The 18431-nt window shown below is 67.8% G+C and carries 13 protein-coding genes and 1 tRNA gene; 7 read left to right on the plus strand and 7 right to left on the minus strand.

From position 1 onward, the window contains the following. The first annotated feature begins 34 nt into the window (after window positions 1-34). From AB4Y67_RS14380 to AB4Y67_RS14390, 3 genes are all read left to right on the plus strand, one after another. Window positions 35-1867, plus strand: a complete 1833-nt coding sequence (locus AB4Y67_RS14380) for an ABC transporter ATP-binding protein (RefSeq protein ID WP_441406452.1) — start codon at window positions 35-37, stop codon at window positions 1865-1867. Next, window positions 1864-3693 carry an ABC transporter ATP-binding protein gene (locus tag AB4Y67_RS14385; protein ID WP_441406453.1) on the plus strand — a complete coding sequence of 610 codons (1830 nt, stop codon included), beginning with the start codon at window positions 1864-1866 and terminating at the stop codon, window positions 3691-3693. Before AB4Y67_RS14380 ends, AB4Y67_RS14385 begins: the two co-directional genes overlap by 4 nt. Before the next feature lie 123 nt (window positions 3694-3816). Continuing rightward, window positions 3817-3893 (plus strand) — tRNA-Pro (locus AB4Y67_RS14390). 185 nt (window positions 3894-4078) lie between these two features. Here AB4Y67_RS14390 and AB4Y67_RS14395 read toward each other — a convergent pair. Next, window positions 4079-4321, minus strand: coding sequence for a hypothetical protein (locus AB4Y67_RS14395; protein ID WP_346927190.1), 243 nt, complete (start codon window positions 4319-4321; stop codon window positions 4079-4081). A 144-nt stretch (window positions 4322-4465) separates the two neighbouring features. On the opposite strand from AB4Y67_RS14395, the gene AB4Y67_RS14400 reads away from it, so the two are divergent. Further along, entirely contained in the window at window positions 4466-5758 is a 1293-nt protein-coding gene (locus tag AB4Y67_RS14400) for a helix-turn-helix domain-containing protein (RefSeq protein WP_441406454.1), read from the plus strand. On the opposite strand, the gene AB4Y67_RS14405 is transcribed toward AB4Y67_RS14400, so the two are convergent. Then, a complete protein-coding gene (locus AB4Y67_RS14405) occupies window positions 5755-6702 on the minus strand; it encodes a phosphoribosylaminoimidazolesuccinocarboxamide synthase (protein ID WP_441406455.1) in 948 nt (315 codons plus the stop codon). The two genes, AB4Y67_RS14400 and AB4Y67_RS14405, sit on opposite strands and share 4 nt — an antisense overlap. A 2-nt stretch (window positions 6703-6704) precedes the next feature. Next, window positions 6705-8012, minus strand: a complete 1308-nt coding sequence (gene purD, locus AB4Y67_RS14410; protein WP_441406456.1) for a phosphoribosylamine--glycine ligase — start codon at window positions 8010-8012, stop codon at window positions 6705-6707. 191 nt (window positions 8013-8203) lie between these two features. On the opposite strand from purD, the gene AB4Y67_RS14415 reads away from it, so the two are divergent. The 3 genes from AB4Y67_RS14415 to AB4Y67_RS14425 all read left to right on the plus strand — a co-directional run bounded on the left by AB4Y67_RS14415 (window position 8204) and on the right by AB4Y67_RS14425 (window position 12276). Next, window positions 8204-9871, plus strand: coding sequence for a molybdopterin-dependent oxidoreductase (locus AB4Y67_RS14415; protein ID WP_441406457.1), 1668 nt, complete (start codon window positions 8204-8206; stop codon window positions 9869-9871). A gap of 35 nt (window positions 9872-9906) precedes the next feature. Continuing rightward, window positions 9907-10923 (plus strand): asparaginase, encoded by a 1017-nt coding sequence (locus tag AB4Y67_RS14420; RefSeq protein ID WP_441406458.1) that lies wholly within the window; start codon window positions 9907-9909, stop codon window positions 10921-10923. A gap of 207 nt (window positions 10924-11130) precedes the next feature. Further along, window positions 11131-12276 (plus strand): right-handed parallel beta-helix repeat-containing protein, encoded by a 1146-nt coding sequence (locus AB4Y67_RS14425; RefSeq protein ID WP_441406459.1) that lies wholly within the window; start codon window positions 11131-11133, stop codon window positions 12274-12276. 27 nt (window positions 12277-12303) lie between these two features. On the opposite strand, the gene AB4Y67_RS14430 is transcribed toward AB4Y67_RS14425, so the two are convergent. The 4 genes from AB4Y67_RS14430 to AB4Y67_RS14445 all read right to left on the minus strand — a co-directional run bounded on the left by AB4Y67_RS14430 (window position 12304) and on the right by AB4Y67_RS14445 (window position 18045). After that, window positions 12304-13713, minus strand: a complete 1410-nt coding sequence (locus tag AB4Y67_RS14430; protein WP_441406460.1) for a UDP-glucose dehydrogenase family protein — start codon at window positions 13711-13713, stop codon at window positions 12304-12306. A gap of 71 nt (window positions 13714-13784) precedes the next feature. Further along, window positions 13785-14900: a hypothetical protein gene (locus AB4Y67_RS14435; protein WP_441406461.1), complete on the minus strand. Its 1116-nt coding sequence runs from the start codon at window positions 14898-14900 to the stop codon at window positions 13785-13787. Window positions 14901-14908: 8 nt separating this feature from the next. Continuing rightward, window positions 14909-16768, minus strand: a complete 1860-nt coding sequence (locus AB4Y67_RS14440; RefSeq protein WP_441406462.1) for a right-handed parallel beta-helix repeat-containing protein — start codon at window positions 16766-16768, stop codon at window positions 14909-14911. Then, window positions 16765-18045, minus strand: coding sequence for a glycosyltransferase (locus AB4Y67_RS14445; RefSeq protein WP_441406463.1), 1281 nt, complete (start codon window positions 18043-18045; stop codon window positions 16765-16767). The genes AB4Y67_RS14440 and AB4Y67_RS14445 overlap by 4 nt, the downstream gene beginning before the upstream one ends. Window positions 18046-18431: the final 386 nt, after the last annotated feature.

Consider the following 18431-nt stretch of genomic DNA (forward strand, 5'->3'; position numbering starts at 1 on the left):
TAGATATTTCGCAGTTGCGTTTAAAGAAGCAGGCATGGCCAAGCAGACCTCATTTTTCTCCTCCATCAGCCGTCTCTATCCGCACGTCAAGCCGATCATTCCGCGGCTGGTCATGGGCCTGCTCTGCGCACTGCTCGCCAGCGTGGTGGCCCTGGCCATCCCCCAGGTGCTGCGCGTGCTGGTGAACCAGTCCCTCCAGCCCGGCGGCAGCACCGACGCGGTCTGGGCCGCCTCCCTCGTCATCCTGGGCCTGGGCGTTGCCGAAGCAGGACTGGTGGCCCTGCGCCGGCAGTTCGTGATCAACCCCGCCACCACGGTCGAGACCCGGATGCGTGTGTCCCTGTACGGCCACCTGCAGGACCTGACGGTCTCCTTCCACGACCGCTGGGGCTCCGGGCAGCTGCTCTCCCGGGCCATGACCGACCTGAATTTCCTGCGCCGCTGGATGGCCTTCGGCGCCATCATGCTGGTTGTCACCACGCTGACCGTCGTGATCGGCGTCGCCGTCATGTTCTCGATGAGCTGGCAGCTGGCACTGATCTTCCTCGCCGCCGCGGTGCCGATCATGATCTACGGCTTCCGCTTCCGCACCCGCTTCAGCAAGGTGGCCCGCCGCAGCCAGGACCAAGCCGGCGACCTCGCCACCACGGTCGAGGAATCGGTCCACGGGATCCGCGTCCTCAAAGCGTTCGGCCGCAGCCGCGAGGCACTGGAGAACTTCAACGAACAGGCCGAGGAACTCCGGCAGACTGAGATCGCCAAGGCCAAGCACCTCGCCTCCTTCAGCCTGGTGGTCACCCTCCTGCCCGAGCTGGCCCTCGGTGCCGGCCTCGTCGTCGGCATCATGCTGGCCTCCACCGGCGAGCTGAGTATCGGCGCCCTCGTGGCTTTCTTCGCCACCGCCGCCGTGATCGCCACCCCGGTGGAATTCTGCGGCATGCTGCTGGCCATGGCGCTCACCGCCAAGACCGCGGTGGACCGGCATTTCGAGGTGATGGACTCGGTGAACACCATCACCAGCCCGGACCAGCCGCGCCGCCCCGCCGAGCTGAAGGGCGCCCTGAGCTTCAACAACGCCACCTTCGCCTACGAGGATGCCCCGGACAAGCCGATCCTCAAAGACATCAGCCTCGACATCAAGCCCGGTGAAACCATGGCCCTGGTGGGAATCACGGGCAGCGGCAAGAGTGCACTGCTCCAGCTGGTCCCCCGGCTGTACGAGGTCACCGACGGTTCCATCACCATCGACGGGGTGGACCTGCGGGAGTTCAGCGTCGAGGAGCTCCGCACTGTGGTCGCCGTCGCGTTTGAAGACACCACCCTGTTCTCCAGCTCCGTCCGCGACAACGTCCTGCTCGGCGCACCGGCCGGCCTTCCGGCCGAGCGCCGGGAAGAAGCCCTCGAGGAGGCGCTCGACGTCGCCCAGGCTCACTTCGCGTACTCCCTCCCCGAGGGCATCGACACGCTGATCGGCGAGGAAGGCCTCAGCCTGTCCGGCGGCCAGCGGCAGCGCATCGCCCTGGCCCGCGCCATCGCCGCCCGGCCCAGGGTCCTGGTTTTGGACGACCCGTTGTCCGCCCTCGACGTCCACACCGAGGAACTGGTCGAGACCAGGCTGCGGGAGGTGCTGACCGACACCACGACGCTGATCGTGGCCCACCGGCCGTCCACGGTCGCGCTGGCGGACCGGGTGGCGCTGCTGGAGGACGGACGCATCACGGCCGTCGGCACCCACACCGAACTGCTCGCCGGGAACCGCCACTACCGCTACGTGATCGCCAGCCTCGACCCTGAACCGCGGGACCTCGACTCCGAGCTGCTGGATTCCGAATTGTCAGATCTCAATGCCGAGGAGATTTCCCGATGAGCAGCGCCACCTTCGGCACCGCGAACGAGGACAACGCGCACCTGTCCAAAGGCGAAAGCAAGACCGTCCGGCGCCGCTCCCTGGCCCTGCTGGGCTCACTGATCCGCCCGGTCCGCAAGCGGTTCTGGCTGACCATTGCCGCCGTCGTGCTGTCCCAGGCGGCGCGGGTCGCCGGGCCCGCGCTGATCGCCTTCGGCATCGACCGGGCACTTCCGGCCCTGACCGCCGGCGACAGCCTCCCCCTGCTGCTCACCGGCGCCGCCTACCTCGCCGCCGCCGTCGCGACGGCCTGCCTCACCGCCCTGTACGTGACCTCGACGGCGCGGCTGAGCCAGGCGATGCTCCTGGACCTGCGGGTACGGGTCTTCCGGCACACCCAGCGGCTCAGCCTGGAATTCCACGAAAAGTACACCTCGGGGCGCATCATCGCGCGGCAGACCTCGGACCTGGAGGCGCTCCGCGAACTCCTGGACTCAGGGATCAGCTCGCTGGCCTCCGGGATGCTGTTTATGGTCTTCACCGCCATCACCGTGTTCGCCCTCGACTGGCGCAGCGGGCTCCTGGTCCTCGCCGCCGGCGTGCCGATGTACTTCCTGGCCCGCTGGTACCAGAAGCACTCCCAGATCGCGTTCCGCGAGTCCCGCGTTGTCTCGGCCCGGCTGATCGTGCACTTCGTCGAAACCATGACCGGCATCCGCGCGGTCAAGGCTTTCCGCAAGGAACGCGAAAACGCCGAGCACTACGCCGGCCTCTCCGAGGACTACCGCAAGGTCACGGTCCGCTCCATCAACCTCAACGGCGTCTTCCAGCCCGGCCTGGTGCTGATCGGGAACGTCTGCGTCGCCGTCGTCCTGCTGTTTGGCGGCTTCCGCGTGCTCAGCGGCGATCTGGCCGTCGGTGTGCTGCTGGCCCTGATCCTGTCCACCAAACGCTTCTTCCAGCCGGTGGACCAGATGGCCATGTTCTACAACTCGTTCCAGAGCGCCCAGGCAGCGCTGGAGAAGGTCTCCGGGCTGCTCGAGGAGGTCCCCACCGTCCGGCCGCCCAAGAACCCGGTGGCCCTGCGCGACGCCAAGGGAGCCATCGACTTCACGGGCGTCGAGTTCCGCTACGGCGACGGGCCGGTCATCATCCCGGCCATGGACCTGCACATCCCTGCCGGCCAGACGGTGGCGCTTGTGGGCCAGACCGGCGCCGGCAAATCCACCCTCGCGAAGCTGATCGCCCGCTTCTACGACGTCTCCGCCGGCTCCCTCACGCTCGACGGCGTGGACCTGCGGGAGCTTGCGACGGCGGACCTGCGGCGGAACGTCGTTATGGTCACCCAGGAGGCCTTCCTGTTCAGCGGTTCCGTCGCGGACAACATCGCCCTCGGCCGGCCCGAAGCCTCCCGCGGGGAGATCGAGGACGCCGCCAGGGCCGTGGGCGCGCACGATTTCATCACGGAACTGCCGGACGGCTATGACACCGACGTCAACAAGCGCGGCGGACGGGTCTCCGCTGGGCAGCGTCAGCTCATCAGCTTCGCCCGGGCCTTCCTGGCCCGGCCCGCCGTCCTGATTCTGGACGAGGCCACGTCGTCGCTGGACATCCCGTCCGAGCGGCTGGTGCAGACAGGCCTGGCCGGGCTGCTGCAGGGCATCGACGCCGACAGCGGCCGGACCGCCCTCATCATCGCGCACCGCCTGTCGACGGTGGAGACCGCGGACCGCGTCCTTGTGGTCCATGACGGGCGCGTGGTCGAGGACGGCACCCCGGAGCAGCTGATCGGCGGCGGCGGCCGCTTCGCGCAGCTGCACGGCGCCTGGAAGGACTCGCTGGTCTGACAACCGGAGCTGGGCGCGCCCCGGTGCGTTCCGTGCGGCTTCTGTTGCAGGAAGACGGCGGCCCGATTTCACATCCGGAGCCCCATCCGATACTCTTGTGAAGTTGCTTTTGAAGCAACGGATCGGGATGTGGCGCAGCTTGGTAGCGCGCGTCGTTCGGGACGACGAGGTCGCAGGTTCAAATCCTGTCATCCCGACCAATCAAAAGAGGGCCTTCCATTGGGAAGGCCCTCTTTTTGTTTTCAGCCGGCCGGCGATGCAGGCGCCCCGCCGCAGTCGACCGGGGTTCCGGGGTTCCGGGGTTCCGGGGTTCCGGGGTTCCGGGGCAAAAAATAACTCCGGGACATGGTTCGCGCATGTCCCGGAGCTATCAAAGAGCCAATGCTTACATCGGGTCCGGCCAGTTGCCGATGTTGGTGGAGAAAGTCATCGGGTCCGGCCAGTTGCCGATGGCCGAGAGGCTTCCCTGGCTGGAGCTCATGGGGTCGGGCCAGTTGCCGATGGACAGGGTGGTGCCCATGGGGTCCGGCCAGTTACCGATGGCACTTACGGACAGGACTGCCGGAGCCGCTGCGGAGAAGGCCAGCGCCCCTGCCAAGGCGACGGAAGCTGCAATCTTCTTGAACATGTGGGTTCCTCAATACGAGTCGGAAACGCGATTCGGATACATTACAAAGCGAGCACTAGCCCTTGTTGACATACATTGTAAAATGGCTTGCACAGAGACTGTCAAGCATTTAGTACAAAGACTGTCCGGAATTAGGAGGAACCCGTGGGGAACGGATTCGGGGAGAAACTCCGAGCGGAACGGCTCGAACGCGGCCTGACGCAAGCGGAATTGGGACGGGACTTGTACTCGCCCAGCTACATCTCCCTGCTGGAGACCGGACGCCGCGAACCGACCGCCGATGTCATTGAGGAACTGGCCCGGCGGCTCGAGCTGGCGCCCAAAGCGCTGGAAGCGTGGAGCCAGCCGGTGTCCGTCAGCGACGCCGAATACGTGCTGGCCGGCCTGTACGCGCGCCAGGCCTGGGACCTGCGGGACTACGCGCTGGCGGCAACTCACGCCGCGTCGGCGGCCCAGATCGCCCTCGAAGCCAAGAACACCAGCGCCTGGTGGAACATGAGCTACATGCAGGCCGAGTGCCTGATGAAGCAGGGCCAGCTGAAGGAATGCCAGGACCTGGTCCAGCGGCTGCTGGACCACCCGATGGCCGCCGAGTCGGCGGGCCTGGGCGTCCGGGCACGGCAGATGCTCGCGGCCGTGTGCCACGGCCAGGGGCAGCTGACGGTCGCCGTCGGGCATGCGCAGGAGGCGGTGCGGCTCTGCGCCGAACTGCCCAAGGGCTCCACGCTGATCATTGGTGCGCTGCGCGCCCTGATCGGCGCGCTGGCCGAAAGCGGCCGGTTGGATGAGGCCTGGGAATACTGCCAGGCCATGAACGAGCAGATGGATGACCATTCCATGACCCAGCTGGCCGGCGAGGTCGCCTGGGTGATCGGCAACGTGGCCTTCATGCGCCATGACTACCCGGAGGGCATCAAGTACCACGAGCGGGCGGCGCAGCTGCTCTCCCCCGCGAACGACATCGACCTCTGGGCCCGGTTCAACAAAGCCTCGGCCGCCGTCCGTCTGTCCTCAGGGATCGTGGAGCCGGAGACGCTCACCTCGATCGAGCGGGCGGAGCTGGCGCTCTCGATCGTTGGCGGCAACAAGACCGATCAGCTCGAGGTGGCGTTCATCCGCGCCCGCTGGCTCTACCTGACCGGCGATATTGTGGCGGCCGTCCAGAAGCTGCGGGAGATCCACGCCGAAAAGGACGCCCTCGCCAAGCACGTCGCCGGCGAGGTGGCCCTCCTGCTGGGCAAGGCGCTCAAGGCCGCCGGCGAATCCGACGAGGCCCTTGTCTATCTCGAGGAAGCCCAGAAGGAATTCAGCGCAGCGGGCGCCTCGGACCGGGTCCAGCAGGCGATGGACGCCGTGCTGGAGATCCGGCTGGCGCAGCGGCGCGCGCAGGCCGCCACTTCGCCCGGAGCCGGGGCGGCCCGCTCCGCGACGGCTTAGGCGAACGTCCGGCCGGTGAGCTTCTCGAAAGCCTCGACGTAGCGGCTGCGGGTACGGGCGACGACGTCGGCCGGCAGGGCCGGCGGCGCCACGTCCGAGGACTTGTCCCAGCCGGACTCGGCCGAGGTCAGCCAGTCGCGGACGTACTGCTTGTCGTAGGAGGGCTGGGCCTTGCCCGGCTCGTACGTGGCGGCATCCCAGAACCGTGAGGAATCCGGGGTGAGCACCTCGTCGCCGAGCGTGATGACGCCGGTGGCGGCGTCGAAACCGAATTCCACCTTGGTGTCGGCGAGGATGATGCCGCGGCCGCGGGCGATCTCCTCGGCCTTGGTGTAGATCTCCAGCGTGAGTTCGCGCAGCCGGGCGGCGACGTCCTCCCCCACGGTGACGACGACGGCCTCGTAGGTGATGTTTTCGTCATGCTCGCCCACCTCGGCCTTCGCGGAGGGGGTGAAGATCGCTTCCTCGAGCCGGGACCCGTCCACCAGGCCTTCCGGCAGGGGAATGCTGCACACGGTGCCGGACTCCCGGTACTCGAGGAGGCCGGAGCCGGTGAGGTAGCCGCGGGCGATGCATTCGACCTGGAACATGTCCAGTTTTTTGCAGATCATTGCCCGGCCTTCGACGGCGGCGGGCACGCCGGCGTCGACCGTGGACGCGAGCACGTGGTGTTCGACGCCGAGCTGTTCGAACCACCACAGGCTCAGCTGGGTCAGGATGCGGCCTTTGTCCGGGATCTCGCTGGCGAGCACGTGGTCGTAGGCGCTGATGCGGTCACTGGCGACCACCAGGACGCATTCCTGGCCGATGCGCTCCGTGATGGACTCGTCCAACGGGACGTAGAGGTCGCGGACCTTGCCTGAGTAGATGTGCTTCCAGCCGGGAAGGTCCAGCGTCTCGGTGTCCAGGCCTCCGGCGGGCATGGCGGATTCAGTCGCATTCATTCTCAGGCCTTCGCTTTCGTGGCGGCGGCGCCGGGCGACTGCACTTTGATCTCGCCGCGGGCCGCCTTTCCGCCGATGTCGGTGCGGAACTGGCTGCCGTCCAGCTGGACGAGTTCGACGCCGTCGTACGCCCGTTCGCGGGCCTCGACGAGGTCCGTGCCGAGCGCGACGACGGCGAGGACCCGGCCGCCGGCGGAGACCACTTTGCCTTCGTCGTCGAGCCGCGTGCCGGCGTGGATCACGTGGACGCCTTCGATCGACTCCACTTTCTTGAGCCCGCGGATGCGGTCGCCGGTGCGCGGGGCATCCGGGTAGTTTTCGGCGGCGACGACGACGGCGACGGCGGTTTCCTTGGACCAGCGCAGCGGCTGGACCTTGTCCAGCCCGCCCTTGGCGGCTGCCATGAGCAGCCCGCCGAGCGGGGTCTTGAGGCGGGCGAGGACGGCCTGGGTTTCCGGGTCGCCGAAGCGGACGTTGAACTCGATTACCCGGGTGCCGCGGGACGTCAGGGCCAGTCCGACGAAGAGCACACCGACGAACGGGGTGCCGCGGTGGGCCATCTGGTTGACCGTGGGCTGGGCGACGCGGTCCAGGACCTCCTGGACGAGGCCTTCGGGCGCCCATTCCAGCGGGGTGTAGGCGCCCATGCCTCCGGTGTTGGGGCCCTCGTCGTTGTCGAAGATCCGCTTGAAGTCCTGGGCCGGGGAGAGCGCCACGGTGTTGCTGCCGTCGCAGAGGACGAAGACGGAGACCTCGGGGCCGTCGAGGAACTCCTCGATGACCACGGTTCCGCCGGCGTCGAAGCAGGTCTGGGCGTGGGCGAGGGCCTCGGCCCGGTTGTTGGTGACGACGACGCCCTTGCCCGCGGCGAGCCCGTCGTCCTTGACGACGTAGGGGGCGCCGAAGGTGTCGAGCGCGTCGGCGGCTTCCTCCGCGGTGCCGGCAACCCGGGCCATCGCCGTGGGGACCCCGGCCTCGGCCATGACTTCCTTGGCGAACGCTTTGGAGGCCTCTAGCTGGGCCGCGGCCTTGCTGGGGCCGAACACCGGGATGCCGGCGGCTCGGACGGCGTCGGACACGCCAGCGGCAAGCGGCGCCTCCGGGCCGACCACCACGAGGTCGACGGTGAGCCTGGTGGCCAGGGCAGCGACGGCGGCCGGATCGTTCGCGTCGATGGCGTGTGTGGGGACCAGTTTGCTGATGCCGGCGTTGCCCGGGGCCGCATGGACCTCGGACACGTTCGGGTCTGCAAGCAAGGATCGGACAATGGCGTGTTCGCGGCCGCCGGGGCCGATGACAAGTACCTTCACAGTTCCCAAGGGTACTTTGTGGACCCGGCAGGCTCCTAAGCTGTGACCACCACCGGACATGCCCAGCCCCGGCCGCGCCCACTGGACATAACGCCACTATGTCCATCCCCGCGCCCGAAGGGAGGGCATGCCCCCGGTGGTGGCCCCGCCCGCCGGGCCATCCTCGGAGCTGTCAGCTACGAAGACCTGTTATGGACAAGCCCAGCACGCAGACGCCCGCCACGGAAGAATCCAGCGCGGAAGAACTCAGCATCGAGGAGCGCGCCCGGAAGCGGCCCGGCAAGCGCCCGGCCGCCAGGTGGCTGTCCGGACCCACCGCCCTTGCCGCGCTGGCGGGGGTGGCCGCCGCCGCCGTCGTGCTGTCCGTGGCGGAACTGGTTGGCGCATTCTTCACGGCGCGGGCGACGCCGGTGATCGCCCTGGGCTCGACCTTCATCGACTTCACGCCGCCGTGGATGAAGGACTTCGCGATCGCCACTTTCGGCACGAACGACAAGCTCGCCCTGTTCGTCGGCATGGGGGTGACCATCCTGCTGCTCGCGTGCGTCCTGGGCATCGTGGCGTACCGCAAGTGGGCCCTCGGCGTCGCAGGCGTGCTGCTGATGGGTGCCGTGATCGTCGCGAGCGTGGTGACCCGGGCCAGTGTGAAGCCGCTGGACGCGATTCCCACGCTGATCGGCACCGTGGCCGGACTCATTGCGCTCCGCTTCCTGATCACGCGGCTGTGGCGGATGCAGGAGTGGCCGGAAATGGACGCGGACCTGGCAGCCAAGGACCCGGAACGTCCCGCAACGAGCCGCCGCGCTTTCTTCGCCGCGACCGGAATCACCGCCGCAGCCTCAGCCATCGCCGCGACCGGCGGTCGCATGCTCAGCTCGGCCCGCAGCAACATCGCCCAGGCCCGCGAATCCCTCCAGCTCCCGGCACCGGCCAAGTCGGCCCCCGCCGTGCCCGCTGGGGTGCAGTCCAAGGCGCCGGGGGTTACGCCGTGGCTGACGCCCAACAACGACTTCTACCGCATTGACACGGCCCTGAGCGTGCCCGAAGTCAACGTCCAGGACTGGGAGCTGCGCATCCACGGCCTCGTGGAACAGGAAGTCCGGCTCAGCTTCCAGGACCTGCTCGACGCGGACCTGATCGAGTCCCACGTCTCGCTGACGTGCGTGTCCAACCCGGTCGGCGGTAACCTGGCCGGCAACGCCAAATGGCTGGGCATGCCCATCCGTGACGTGCTCAAGATGGCCCGGCCCAAGGAGGGCGCGGACATGGTGCTCTCCACCTCGATCGACGGCTTCAGCGCCTCGACACCGCTCGAGGTCCTGCAGGACGACCGTGACGCCATGCTGGCAATCGGCATGAACGGTGAGGCGCTGCCGCTGGAACACGGCTATCCGGTGCGCATGGTGGTCCCGGGCCTGTACGGCTTCGTCTCCGCCACCAAGTGGGTGGTGGACCTGGAAGTCACCCGTTTCGCGGACAGCAAGGCCTACTGGACGCAGCGCGGCTGGTCCGAGCGCGGCCCCATCAAGACCATGGCCCGGGTGGAAGTCCCGAAGTCCTTCGCCAGGGTCCCGGCCGGGCGGGTCGCGATCGGCGGCACCGCCTGGGCCCAGACGCGCGGCATCACCAAGGTTGAGGTGCAGATCGACAACGGACCCTGGACCGAAGCCACGCTTTCCGACGAGGCCTCACTCATCACCTGGCGCCAGTGGTCCTTCGACTGGGACGCCACCCCGGGCCCGCATTACATCAAGGCCCGCGCCACCGACGGAACCGGCGAGGTCCAGACGGACAAGCGGGCGGATCCGGTGCCCGACGGCGCCTCGGGCTGGCAGTCGCTGATGGTGACCGTGGAATAACGGGGTATCACTGCCGGGCACCATAGACTTGCTGTATGCCCTTGAATTCGCATGCCACCTTCACCGTCGAGTCCGCCGTCGAACTGGCCGTCGTTGAACGCAGCGGCTTTGTGGAGTCCCGGCACATCGGCTCCGCCGTCCTTATCGCCGGGGACGGCACCGTCGTCACCGAACTGGGCGACATCACCACCCCGATCTACGCCCGGTCCACGCTGAAGCCGTTGCAGGCCCTCGCCTCCATGCAGGCCGGCGTCCCCCTGCGCGGCGCGCAGGCAGCGATCGCCTGCGGCAGCCACGTCGGCTCGCTGGACCACATGGACGTCGTCGAGGGCATGCTCAAGGCCGCGGGCGTCAAGGAAGAGCAGCTCCTGTGCCCGGCCGCCTGGCCCGAGGACGAGACGGCCCGCAACTGGCTGGTCCGCTCCGACCGGGGCATGTCCAAGCTCGCCTTCAACTGCTCCGGGAAGCACGCCGCGTTCCTCTGGGCCTGCACCGAGAACGGCTGGGACACCCACAGCTACCTCGAGCCCAACCACCCGCTGCAGCAGCGCATCCGCTCCGTGATCGAGGAGTACTGTGGCGAAAACATCGCCCACCTCGGCATTGACGGCTGCGGCGCCCCTGTAGCTGCGGTCTCCCTGACCGGACTGGCCCGTGCCTTCTCCAAACTCGCCAAGGCCCCCGGGGACAAGAACTCCAACGCCCGCGCCGCCACGATCGCCACCTCGATGCTGGACTACCCATGGGCAGTGCAGGGCAAGGGCGAATGCAACACCATCGTCATGGACGAGCTCGGCGTCCTCGCGAAGATCGGCGCCGAGGGCGTGCTGGTGATGGCCACGCCCACCGGCGCCTCCGTCGCCATCAAAGTCCTTGACGGCAACATCCGGGCCACCACGCTCGTCGGCCTGACCCTGCTGGCGGCTGCCGGCGCCGTCGACGTCCCGGAAGTGGCCAGCGTCCTGGACAAAGTTGTTGCCCCCGTGCTCGGCGGCGGCCGGCCGGTGGGCAAGATCCGGCTCGGCCACGCGGTCTCGGCGCTGCTCGACTGACGCGGCGGCCGACGGCGGCGTTCCCCGGCTGAGGGGACGGCCGGCGGCGGCGCCGGCCGAATCACGAGGCAGGACCTCCGGTCGCGCTGCCCTGACGCGTTTTGCGGACCGATTTTGCTGGACGAGGCCCTCCGGATCGGGCAGTCTTGATGGTTCCGGACGTTCGCTCCGGTTGCACGCCCGGACCCTGGTACCGAACGGAGCAGCATGGTGACTTCCGGCCAGCCCCCGGCGCCGCGGCTCCTCCCGCTCCTGGCCGCCGGCCTGACGCTGCTGGTTCTCGGTGCCGTCCCTTCCGCCGGTTCCCCGTCCGCGCTGCCCGCCGCCCCGGCAGCCGGTCAGCTCCCCGCCCAGGCGCCTTCCACGCCGGCGGCTGAGGGAAATGAAACGCCCGACGCCGGCGCACCGGCCGCCACGCCGACATCCACGGCACCTCCACCCGAGTCACCCGCGGCATCCAGCCCCGCCGCCGGGACGGTGACCGTCTCCACCGCAGCCGAACTCAGCGCAGCCCTCGCTGCGGCTCTCCCGGGCCAGACCATCCGGCTCAACGACGGCGCCTACACCGGAAAGTTCGTGGCCGCAGCATCCGGCACGGACTCGGCTCCCATTACCCTGACCGGTTCCCGCGCTGCCGTCCTCAGCTCCGGGTCACTGAAATCCGGCTACGGGCTGCACATCACCGGCAGCTACTGGCAGGTCTCGGGCCTGTCCGTCGCGCAGTCCGCGAAGGGAATTGTCCTGGACGGATCCGCCCACACCGTCCTGGACAACGTCGACGTCGGCAGTATCGGCAGCGAGGCAGTGCACTTCCGTGCCAGCAGCACGGACTGCACCATGCGGGACTCGGAGATCCACGACACGGGCCTGGTCAAGCCTGGCTTTGGCGAGGGCATCTACGTGGGCAGCGCCAAGAGCAACTGGGAGGCCGTGATGGGGTCCGCCACGACCCCTGACCGTTCGGACCGGGTCCTGATCAGCAACAACCGCGTCTCCCGGACGGCTGCCGAAGGGATCGACATCAAGGAGGGCACCACGGGCGGCAAGATCACCGGAAACAGCTTTTCCGGGGCGGGGTTCTCCGGCGCCAACTCCGCCGATTCCTGGGTGGACGTCAAGGGTAACGGCTACACCGTGGCCGGCAATTCCGGGTCAGACACCAAGCTCGACGCCCTGCAGGTGCACAACGTCCTGGACGGCTGGGGCCGCGACAACGCCTTTTCGGGCAACACCGTTCAGGGCGGAGTGCCGGGCTACGAAGTCTGGATCCAGTCCGGGGACCTGGGCAACACCGTCCGGTGCCAGCCGAGCGCTGCGGGCCGGGGACTCACCAACATCCCGTGCACGCCCTGACGGGGGCCGCCAGGGCAATCCCGCAGCTCAGGCTGGAGTGCCGGTGGCGCCGTCGCGCGCGTCCTCGAGCAGAATGACAGTCCTCGGCTGGTAGGGACGGCCCAGGGCGCGGTACTCCCAGCCCTTCGCGGTGTAGTCGCTGGCATCGAGGGCATGCCGGCCATCAACAATGAGCCGCCGGCGGACAAACCCCGCAAGGTAGTCCGGGTCAGCGTGGCGGAATTCCTCCCATTCGGTGAGCAGCGCCACCACATCAGCCTGGGCCACCGCCTCCTCCATCGACGCGACGTAGTTGAGGTCCGGGTAGAGCCGGTGGGCATTGGCGTTGGCCTGGGGGTCGTAGACGGTCACCGCGGCACCCTCCAGGTACAGGAGCCGGGCGACGTCGAGTGCCGGGGCGTCGCGCACGTCGTCGGAATTTGGCTTGAAGGCCGCGCCGAGGGCCGCCACCCGCACGCCCGCGAGGGTCCCGCCGGCGAGTTCCCGGATCAGGTCCACCGTGCGGACGCGCCGCCGGTTGTTGATCGAATCGACCTCGCCCAGGAAGCTGACGGCCTGGCCCACACCCAGTTCCTCGGCGCGGTGCCGGAAGGCCYGGATGTCCTTGGGCAGGCAGCCGCCGCCGAATCCCAGTCCGGGCTTGAGGAACCGCCGGCCGATCCGGTCGTCAAGGCTCAGCGCCTGGGCCAGCAGGCTGACGTCGGCGCCGGTGGCTTCGCAGACCTCGGCCATGGCATTGATGAAGGAGATCTTCGTGGCAAGGAAGGAATTGGCGGCCACCTTGACCAGTTCCGCGGTGGCCAGGTCGGCCACGATCAATGGAGTGCCGGTACTGAGGATCGGGGCGAAGACCGTGCGGAGCTGCCCCTCCGCCCACGCGGACTCCACCCCTATGACGAGGCGGTCCGGGAAGAGGGTATCCTGCACCGCGAATCCCTCGCGGAGGAATTCCGGGTTCCAGGCCAGCTCCAGTTCGGGCCCGATCGGCGAGATGTCCTTGACCATCCCGCTCAGCCGGGCCGCCGTTCCGATCGGAACGGTGGACTTGCCGACGAGCAGGGCCTTGCGGGAAATGCGCGCGGCCAGGGAACTGAAGGCCTCCTCGACGTAGCTCAGGTCCGCGGCCCCCGATCCGGCGGCCTGCGGCGTGCCGACGCAGAGGAAGTGGACGTCGCCGAACTGTGCCACCTCGTCGAAATCGGTGGTGAAGTGCAGGCGGCCCGAGGCGAGGGCCTCGTCAAGTTTCTCGGGCAGGCCGGGTTCGAAAAACGGGACGCAGCCGGCGCAGAGCATGTCGATCTTGTTCCGGTCAACGTCGGCGCCGAGCACCTCGTAGCCCATGATCGCCATGCAGATGGCGTGTGTGGCGCCGAGGTACCCGGTGCCGGTGACAGTGACCCTGGGATTGGGCACAGCGGAGGACGGAGGGTTGCACATTGACTTCTCTCTTCCTGGGGAAAGCACCCTGGCTGGCGTCGACCGGCACGGTTGCGCCCGGCCCGGTTTTTCTAGGCGGTTTTGCAGGGTTGGTTCGAGACGCCCTTTCCGGCCTGGGAGGCGCTGTTGCTGCATTCGACGACGTTGCCGCGTACCGGAGTCAGCGAATAGCCGAAGCCGGGTCCGTTGACCTCGGCTGTGTTGTTACGGAATACATTCCCGGTGCCCCAGCCGTCGACAATCTCGTGGGTCTGAAATCCGTCCACCGGTGAATTTCGGCCGGAGTTATTGTCGATGGTCCAGTCATTGCCTTTCACATCCACCCAGGAATCGGCGCCGGCAATACTGGAACCATCGAAGCGGTTGTCGCGAACGATGCCCCCGGATGTCCCTTCCTTGATGTCAACACATTCTGCGGAAGTCCCGGAAATGTCATTTCCGGCGACCTCGTTGCGGTCGCTTTTATCCGGCCCGCAACCGCTGATGTCGCACCAGTTGCTTTCCGCCGAGCCGACGTAGACCCCTTCACCGAATTTCGGTTTCCGCAGCCCGGTGTCCCGGATCGAATTCTCCAAAACTTTGTTGTCGGTGCTGAATTTCCTGAGGTGGATGGCTTCGTCGCCGGTGTTGCTGACATCGAGGCCCCGCAGTACTGAGTGCGTCGTTTCATCGACCATCACGCCTTTCTGCCCGTTGCGTACGGCGAAACCCTGGAGCACCCAGTGGGATGCCCGGTTGAGGTGGAGCACGTAGCCGTCGTCGAGCCGCCCGCCGTCGAGGATGCTGCCGGCCGTGCCGCAGACTGTTACCGGCCGGCCTTCCGCCCCGTTTCCAGTGGCGGTGAAGTTGCCCGCATAGACGCCTGGCCTGAGGCCGATGACGGATCCGGGCGCGGGGTTCATCAGGGCGGCCTGAAGTTCCGCTGCGCTGGCTACGGTGACGGTGGCCGCCGGGCAGTCCCCGCCGGGCGGCGCGGCGGTGGGCCCCGGCGGCCCGATTGACCCCGGAGACCCGGTTGACCCCGGCGGCCCAGGCGATACGGTGCCGCGCCCGGAGTCGGCACCGCCCTCAACGCCGCCTGGGCCGGAGGGACCTGCCATGTTGCCCGCGGCAAGCCAGGCCGCTGCCCCGATCACCGCGGCAGCCAGCAGGGCAAGTGCCACCAGCCAGGGGCGGGCCGGGGTCATGGCCGGCTTCACTGCCGCAGTCCTGCGACGTCGTCGGGAACCACGAATCCCCGGCTGAGCGTGGTCAGCGGCACGCGTTCTTCGTAGGGGCTCCGGATCTGTGCCGTCCTCTTCTTCCGGACCACGGCGGTGAGCAGCAGCAGGCCGCCGAGCGCGATCCAGACCAGGCTCAGCGGCTGGAACATGGACCCTACGGCTTTGTCCACGGTGTAGGCCGGCGCCCACCCCAGCAGGTTGTTCTCCGTGACGGCGGCCCCGGCGGCCCCCTCCGCCCAAATGGCCGCGCTGCCCTGGCCGGCCACCGTGTTGCCCGCGACGATGGTGCCGCCCACCTCCCCAACAAGAGTGATTCCGTGGTTCGCAATGGAGCCCAGCGTATTGGCGGTGATGTCGGCCCGGGCGTTCCGGACGTAGATTCCGGTGTCCCCGCCGGTGATGGTGTTCCGGTACACCGCTGCAGAGGCGTGCGCGTCCCGGACCGCCACGGCCTGGAGCCGCTGGTCCCTGAACTCGTTCCGGCTGATGCCGACGCCGCTCGCTCCGTGGTTGACCACCACGCCCACCTCGTTGGCAGCAATGCGGTTGTTCTCGACGTCGAGGTTGCTGCCGCCGCTGAGCTCGATCCCGTACCGGGCGTTCCCCACCACCGAGCTTTCCGTCACGCGGTTGCCGCCGTAGGGAATCACGGCAGTGCCGACGGCGTTGGGCCCGTCCGCGAGGGGCCGTCCGTCGAATGAAATTCCGTTGCGGCCGTTGCGCTCCGCCGTGACCTCCTCCATGAGGACCCGCGTGGTCGAGCTGGCCACCGTGAAGCCATCCACCGCGTTGTCCGACGATCGTGTCCGGGTGATCTGCGCATCGGTGACGGCGCGGTGCAGGACAAGGCCGTCCACGAGGCTCCCGGTGATGGCCGAGTCCTCGATGATGATGTCCCGGGCGTTGGAGACAAACAGGCCAAAGGCGTTGCCGTCGATGGTGACGTCATCGATGCCGGCGGTCACCACGCTGTATTCCTGCTCCCTGGCGGCCCAGGCGGCCAGGACGTCCTCGGGAAGCACCCGCGCCCCGCCGGCGGCTGCCTCTGTGGCCTGCTCCGCCGTAGGCGGACCGCTCTGGAACGCCCCGACGTCGTCCGTTCCGGTCAGGGAGAGGCCGCCGGTGTTGCCGCTCCAGAACCCCAGGTTGGAGATGTTGGCGCGGGTCAGGGAGGCGTGTCCGCCGAGGACCCGGATGTAGGCGCGGCCGTCAGCGGTGCTCGTGTCGACGGCCTGCTCCGCGCTGTCCCAGCTGGTCACACGGACGTCCGCCGTCGCCGAGCCGGCCACGGTGAGGGACCCGCCCAGGGCAACAATGGAGACGAAGTGGTCCCGGGTGCTCTCCAGCCGGATGTCGAGTCCCTCCGGGCTGTCGGGGGCGAGCAGGGAAAGATTGGCCCCCGGCAGGACGACGATGCTCTCGGACAGGACGTAGGCGCCGTCCGGCTGACGGACAAAGCCCTTGGGCGTGAGGACCTCGAGATCGGCGAGGGTATACGGTTCGGGCCGGGCAGGGAGGATCAGGGTGTAGGTGGTGCCGGTGCGGAGGCGGAAGGCGCCCTCCAGCCCGTCCACCCGCCACCGGGCGACCGAAGCGACGGTGCGCACGTAGATGAGCCGTTCGTCTTCGCGTTGAACGAGCTGCGCTTCGCGGGCCGGGTCCCCGGGGTAGATTTCGCCTTGGACGTTGCCGTTGGCCGCGATTTCGTTCCGGCCCACGGGATCGAGCGGGCGCTGGTTGAACAGCTTGTCGGCCTGCAGGATCAGCGTGCCGGACCCCGCGAGGAGCACGGCGGCGAGGGTGACGAGCAGTCCCTGCCTGGTGGGTCTCATGTCGAGGCCGCCCCCGGCGTCAGGCTCCGGGCGTCCTGGCCGTCGCCGCCGACCTGGTCCGTATGCCGGGTGAGCCAGCCCTGCCTGTTCATCGTCGCGAAGGCGTATACCTTGATGGGCAGGGCAACCAGGATCACTGTGAGGGCGAAGACAGGCAGGATCAGGAGGTCCTTTGGCTCCCGGCGCAGGTGGGAGATGCCCCGGATGCCCCGGCCCAGCAGCAGCCAGCACGCGGCGGCCGCGAAACCCAGCGGCGTCGGGTCCAGCCGGTTGAAGATCAGGTAGAAGACCGTCAGCCCCATGGTCACGGGCGTCAGCAGGATCTGCAGCACCGTCACTTTGGTGACGAACGGGACGCGCCACAGCCAGCCCATGGCGATCGCGGTCAGGTAGCAGCGGTAGGAGTTCCGGCTCCAGCGGACCCGCTGCTTGACGAAGGCGCCGAAGGTCGACGGAAACATGGACAGCGCCTGCGCGGTGGACTGGTGGACCGTCCTGTACCCGGAGGCCAGGACCAGCCAGGTCAGGCGGCCGTCGTCGCCGGAGATGCACCGGCGGCCCATGAAGTACTCGTTTTCCAGATGCTCCAGGACCAGCAGCACGGCTTCACGGCGGTAGACGGCCGTCCGGCCCGAAATGCACGGCACCGCCCCGGCGCGGCCCATCGCCGGCACGTAGTCGAGATACCTGAGGTTGACCATCCAGTCCGCGATGCGCCGCCAGATGCTTGTGTTCCGCTGGTAGACGTTCTGGTGTGTGCCGACGGCGCCGACCCGGGGATCCGCGAACGGCATCTGGACGTTCCGGAGCAGGTCCGGTTTCCACCAGGTGTCGGAATCCGTGAGCACCAGGAGGTCGTATTGCGCGAGCCGCACGCCGGCGCCCAGGGCTGACCGCTTGCCCACGTGGTGGAACAGCACCGGCCGGATGGTCTTGTCCCCCAGCGCCGTGATGCGGCGGTACGCCTCGAGATCTTCGACGTCGAGGACAATGATGATCTCGTCAGGCCGCTGCTGGCGCCAGGATTCGAGGGCGCTCATGAGGATGTCGGGATCCTCGTGGAAGGACGGGACGATCACGGAGGTTGTGGCCTCGAAATCGTTCACCACCGGCCGGGCCCGGCGCGAGAGAATGAAGCGGTACAGCCACAGGCCCCACACAATGGCTCCGGCCACGGCCACGGGAAAGTATGGGGATGCCTCGGTGTAGAAATCGCTGAGGGCGGACCAATCGAATGTGGTTTTGGTTTGATTTTGCGGAATATCAAAAGAACGCATTATCGGCCTTCACTGCGGTGCGAATGAGAGAAGGGACGCTAAAGACTATTGCCCCCAATGTCGTTCGATGCGCCGTTCGATGCAAAAAGCGCCGCTACTTGCGGCCCGGTGTCCTGCGCCGCGCCTGACGAGCCACTTTGTGGGCCCGCCCGCGCCGTCCGTTTGCCGCCGTCACTTCGGCTGGCTGCACTTCGAGCATGGGCTTACGGCGGTAAGCCACGCTAGGGATTTGCGTACGCGATTAGTAGGGCACCCTACTGGTATTTGCGTTGGCATTACCTAGGTTCAATTGAGGGTAGCTACTCGCTTTTACTGCTACTAATGGCCGAATAGTTGTCAAGGATGTTTACAAAATATGAATTACGTGAGGGGTAGGGTGGAATAGG

It is taken from the genome of Arthrobacter sp. YAF17 (assembly GCF_052113365.1).
GTDB lineage: Bacteria > Actinomycetota > Actinomycetes > Actinomycetales > Micrococcaceae > Arthrobacter.

Coding starts and splice junctions, on each gene's coding strand:
- AB4Y67_RS14380 (WP_441406452.1), top strand. CDS start 35: ATGGCCAAGCAGACCTCATTTTTCTCCTCCATCAGCCGTCTCTATCCG.
- AB4Y67_RS14385 (WP_441406453.1), top strand. CDS start 1,864: ATGAGCAGCGCCACCTTCGGCACCGCGAACGAGGACAACGCGCACCTG.
- AB4Y67_RS14395 (WP_346927190.1), bottom strand. CDS start 4,321: ATGTTCAAGAAGATTGCAGCTTCCGTCGCCTTGGCAGGGGCGCTGGCC.
- AB4Y67_RS14405 (WP_441406455.1), bottom strand. CDS start 6,702: ATGAATGCGACTGAATCCGCCATGCCCGCCGGAGGCCTGGACACCGAG.
- AB4Y67_RS14415 (WP_441406457.1), top strand. CDS start 8,204: ATGGACAAGCCCAGCACGCAGACGCCCGCCACGGAAGAATCCAGCGCG.
- AB4Y67_RS14420 (WP_441406458.1), top strand. CDS start 9,907: ATGCCCTTGAATTCGCATGCCACCTTCACCGTCGAGTCCGCCGTCGAA.
- AB4Y67_RS14425 (WP_441406459.1), top strand. CDS start 11,131: ATGGTGACTTCCGGCCAGCCCCCGGCGCCGCGGCTCCTCCCGCTCCTG.
- AB4Y67_RS14435 (WP_441406461.1), bottom strand. CDS start 14,900: ATGACCCCGGCCCGCCCCTGGCTGGTGGCACTTGCCCTGCTGGCTGCC.
- AB4Y67_RS14440 (WP_441406462.1), bottom strand. CDS start 16,768: ATGAGACCCACCAGGCAGGGACTGCTCGTCACCCTCGCCGCCGTGCTC.
- AB4Y67_RS14445 (WP_441406463.1), bottom strand. CDS start 18,045: ATGCGTTCTTTTGATATTCCGCAAAATCAAACCAAAACCACATTCGAT.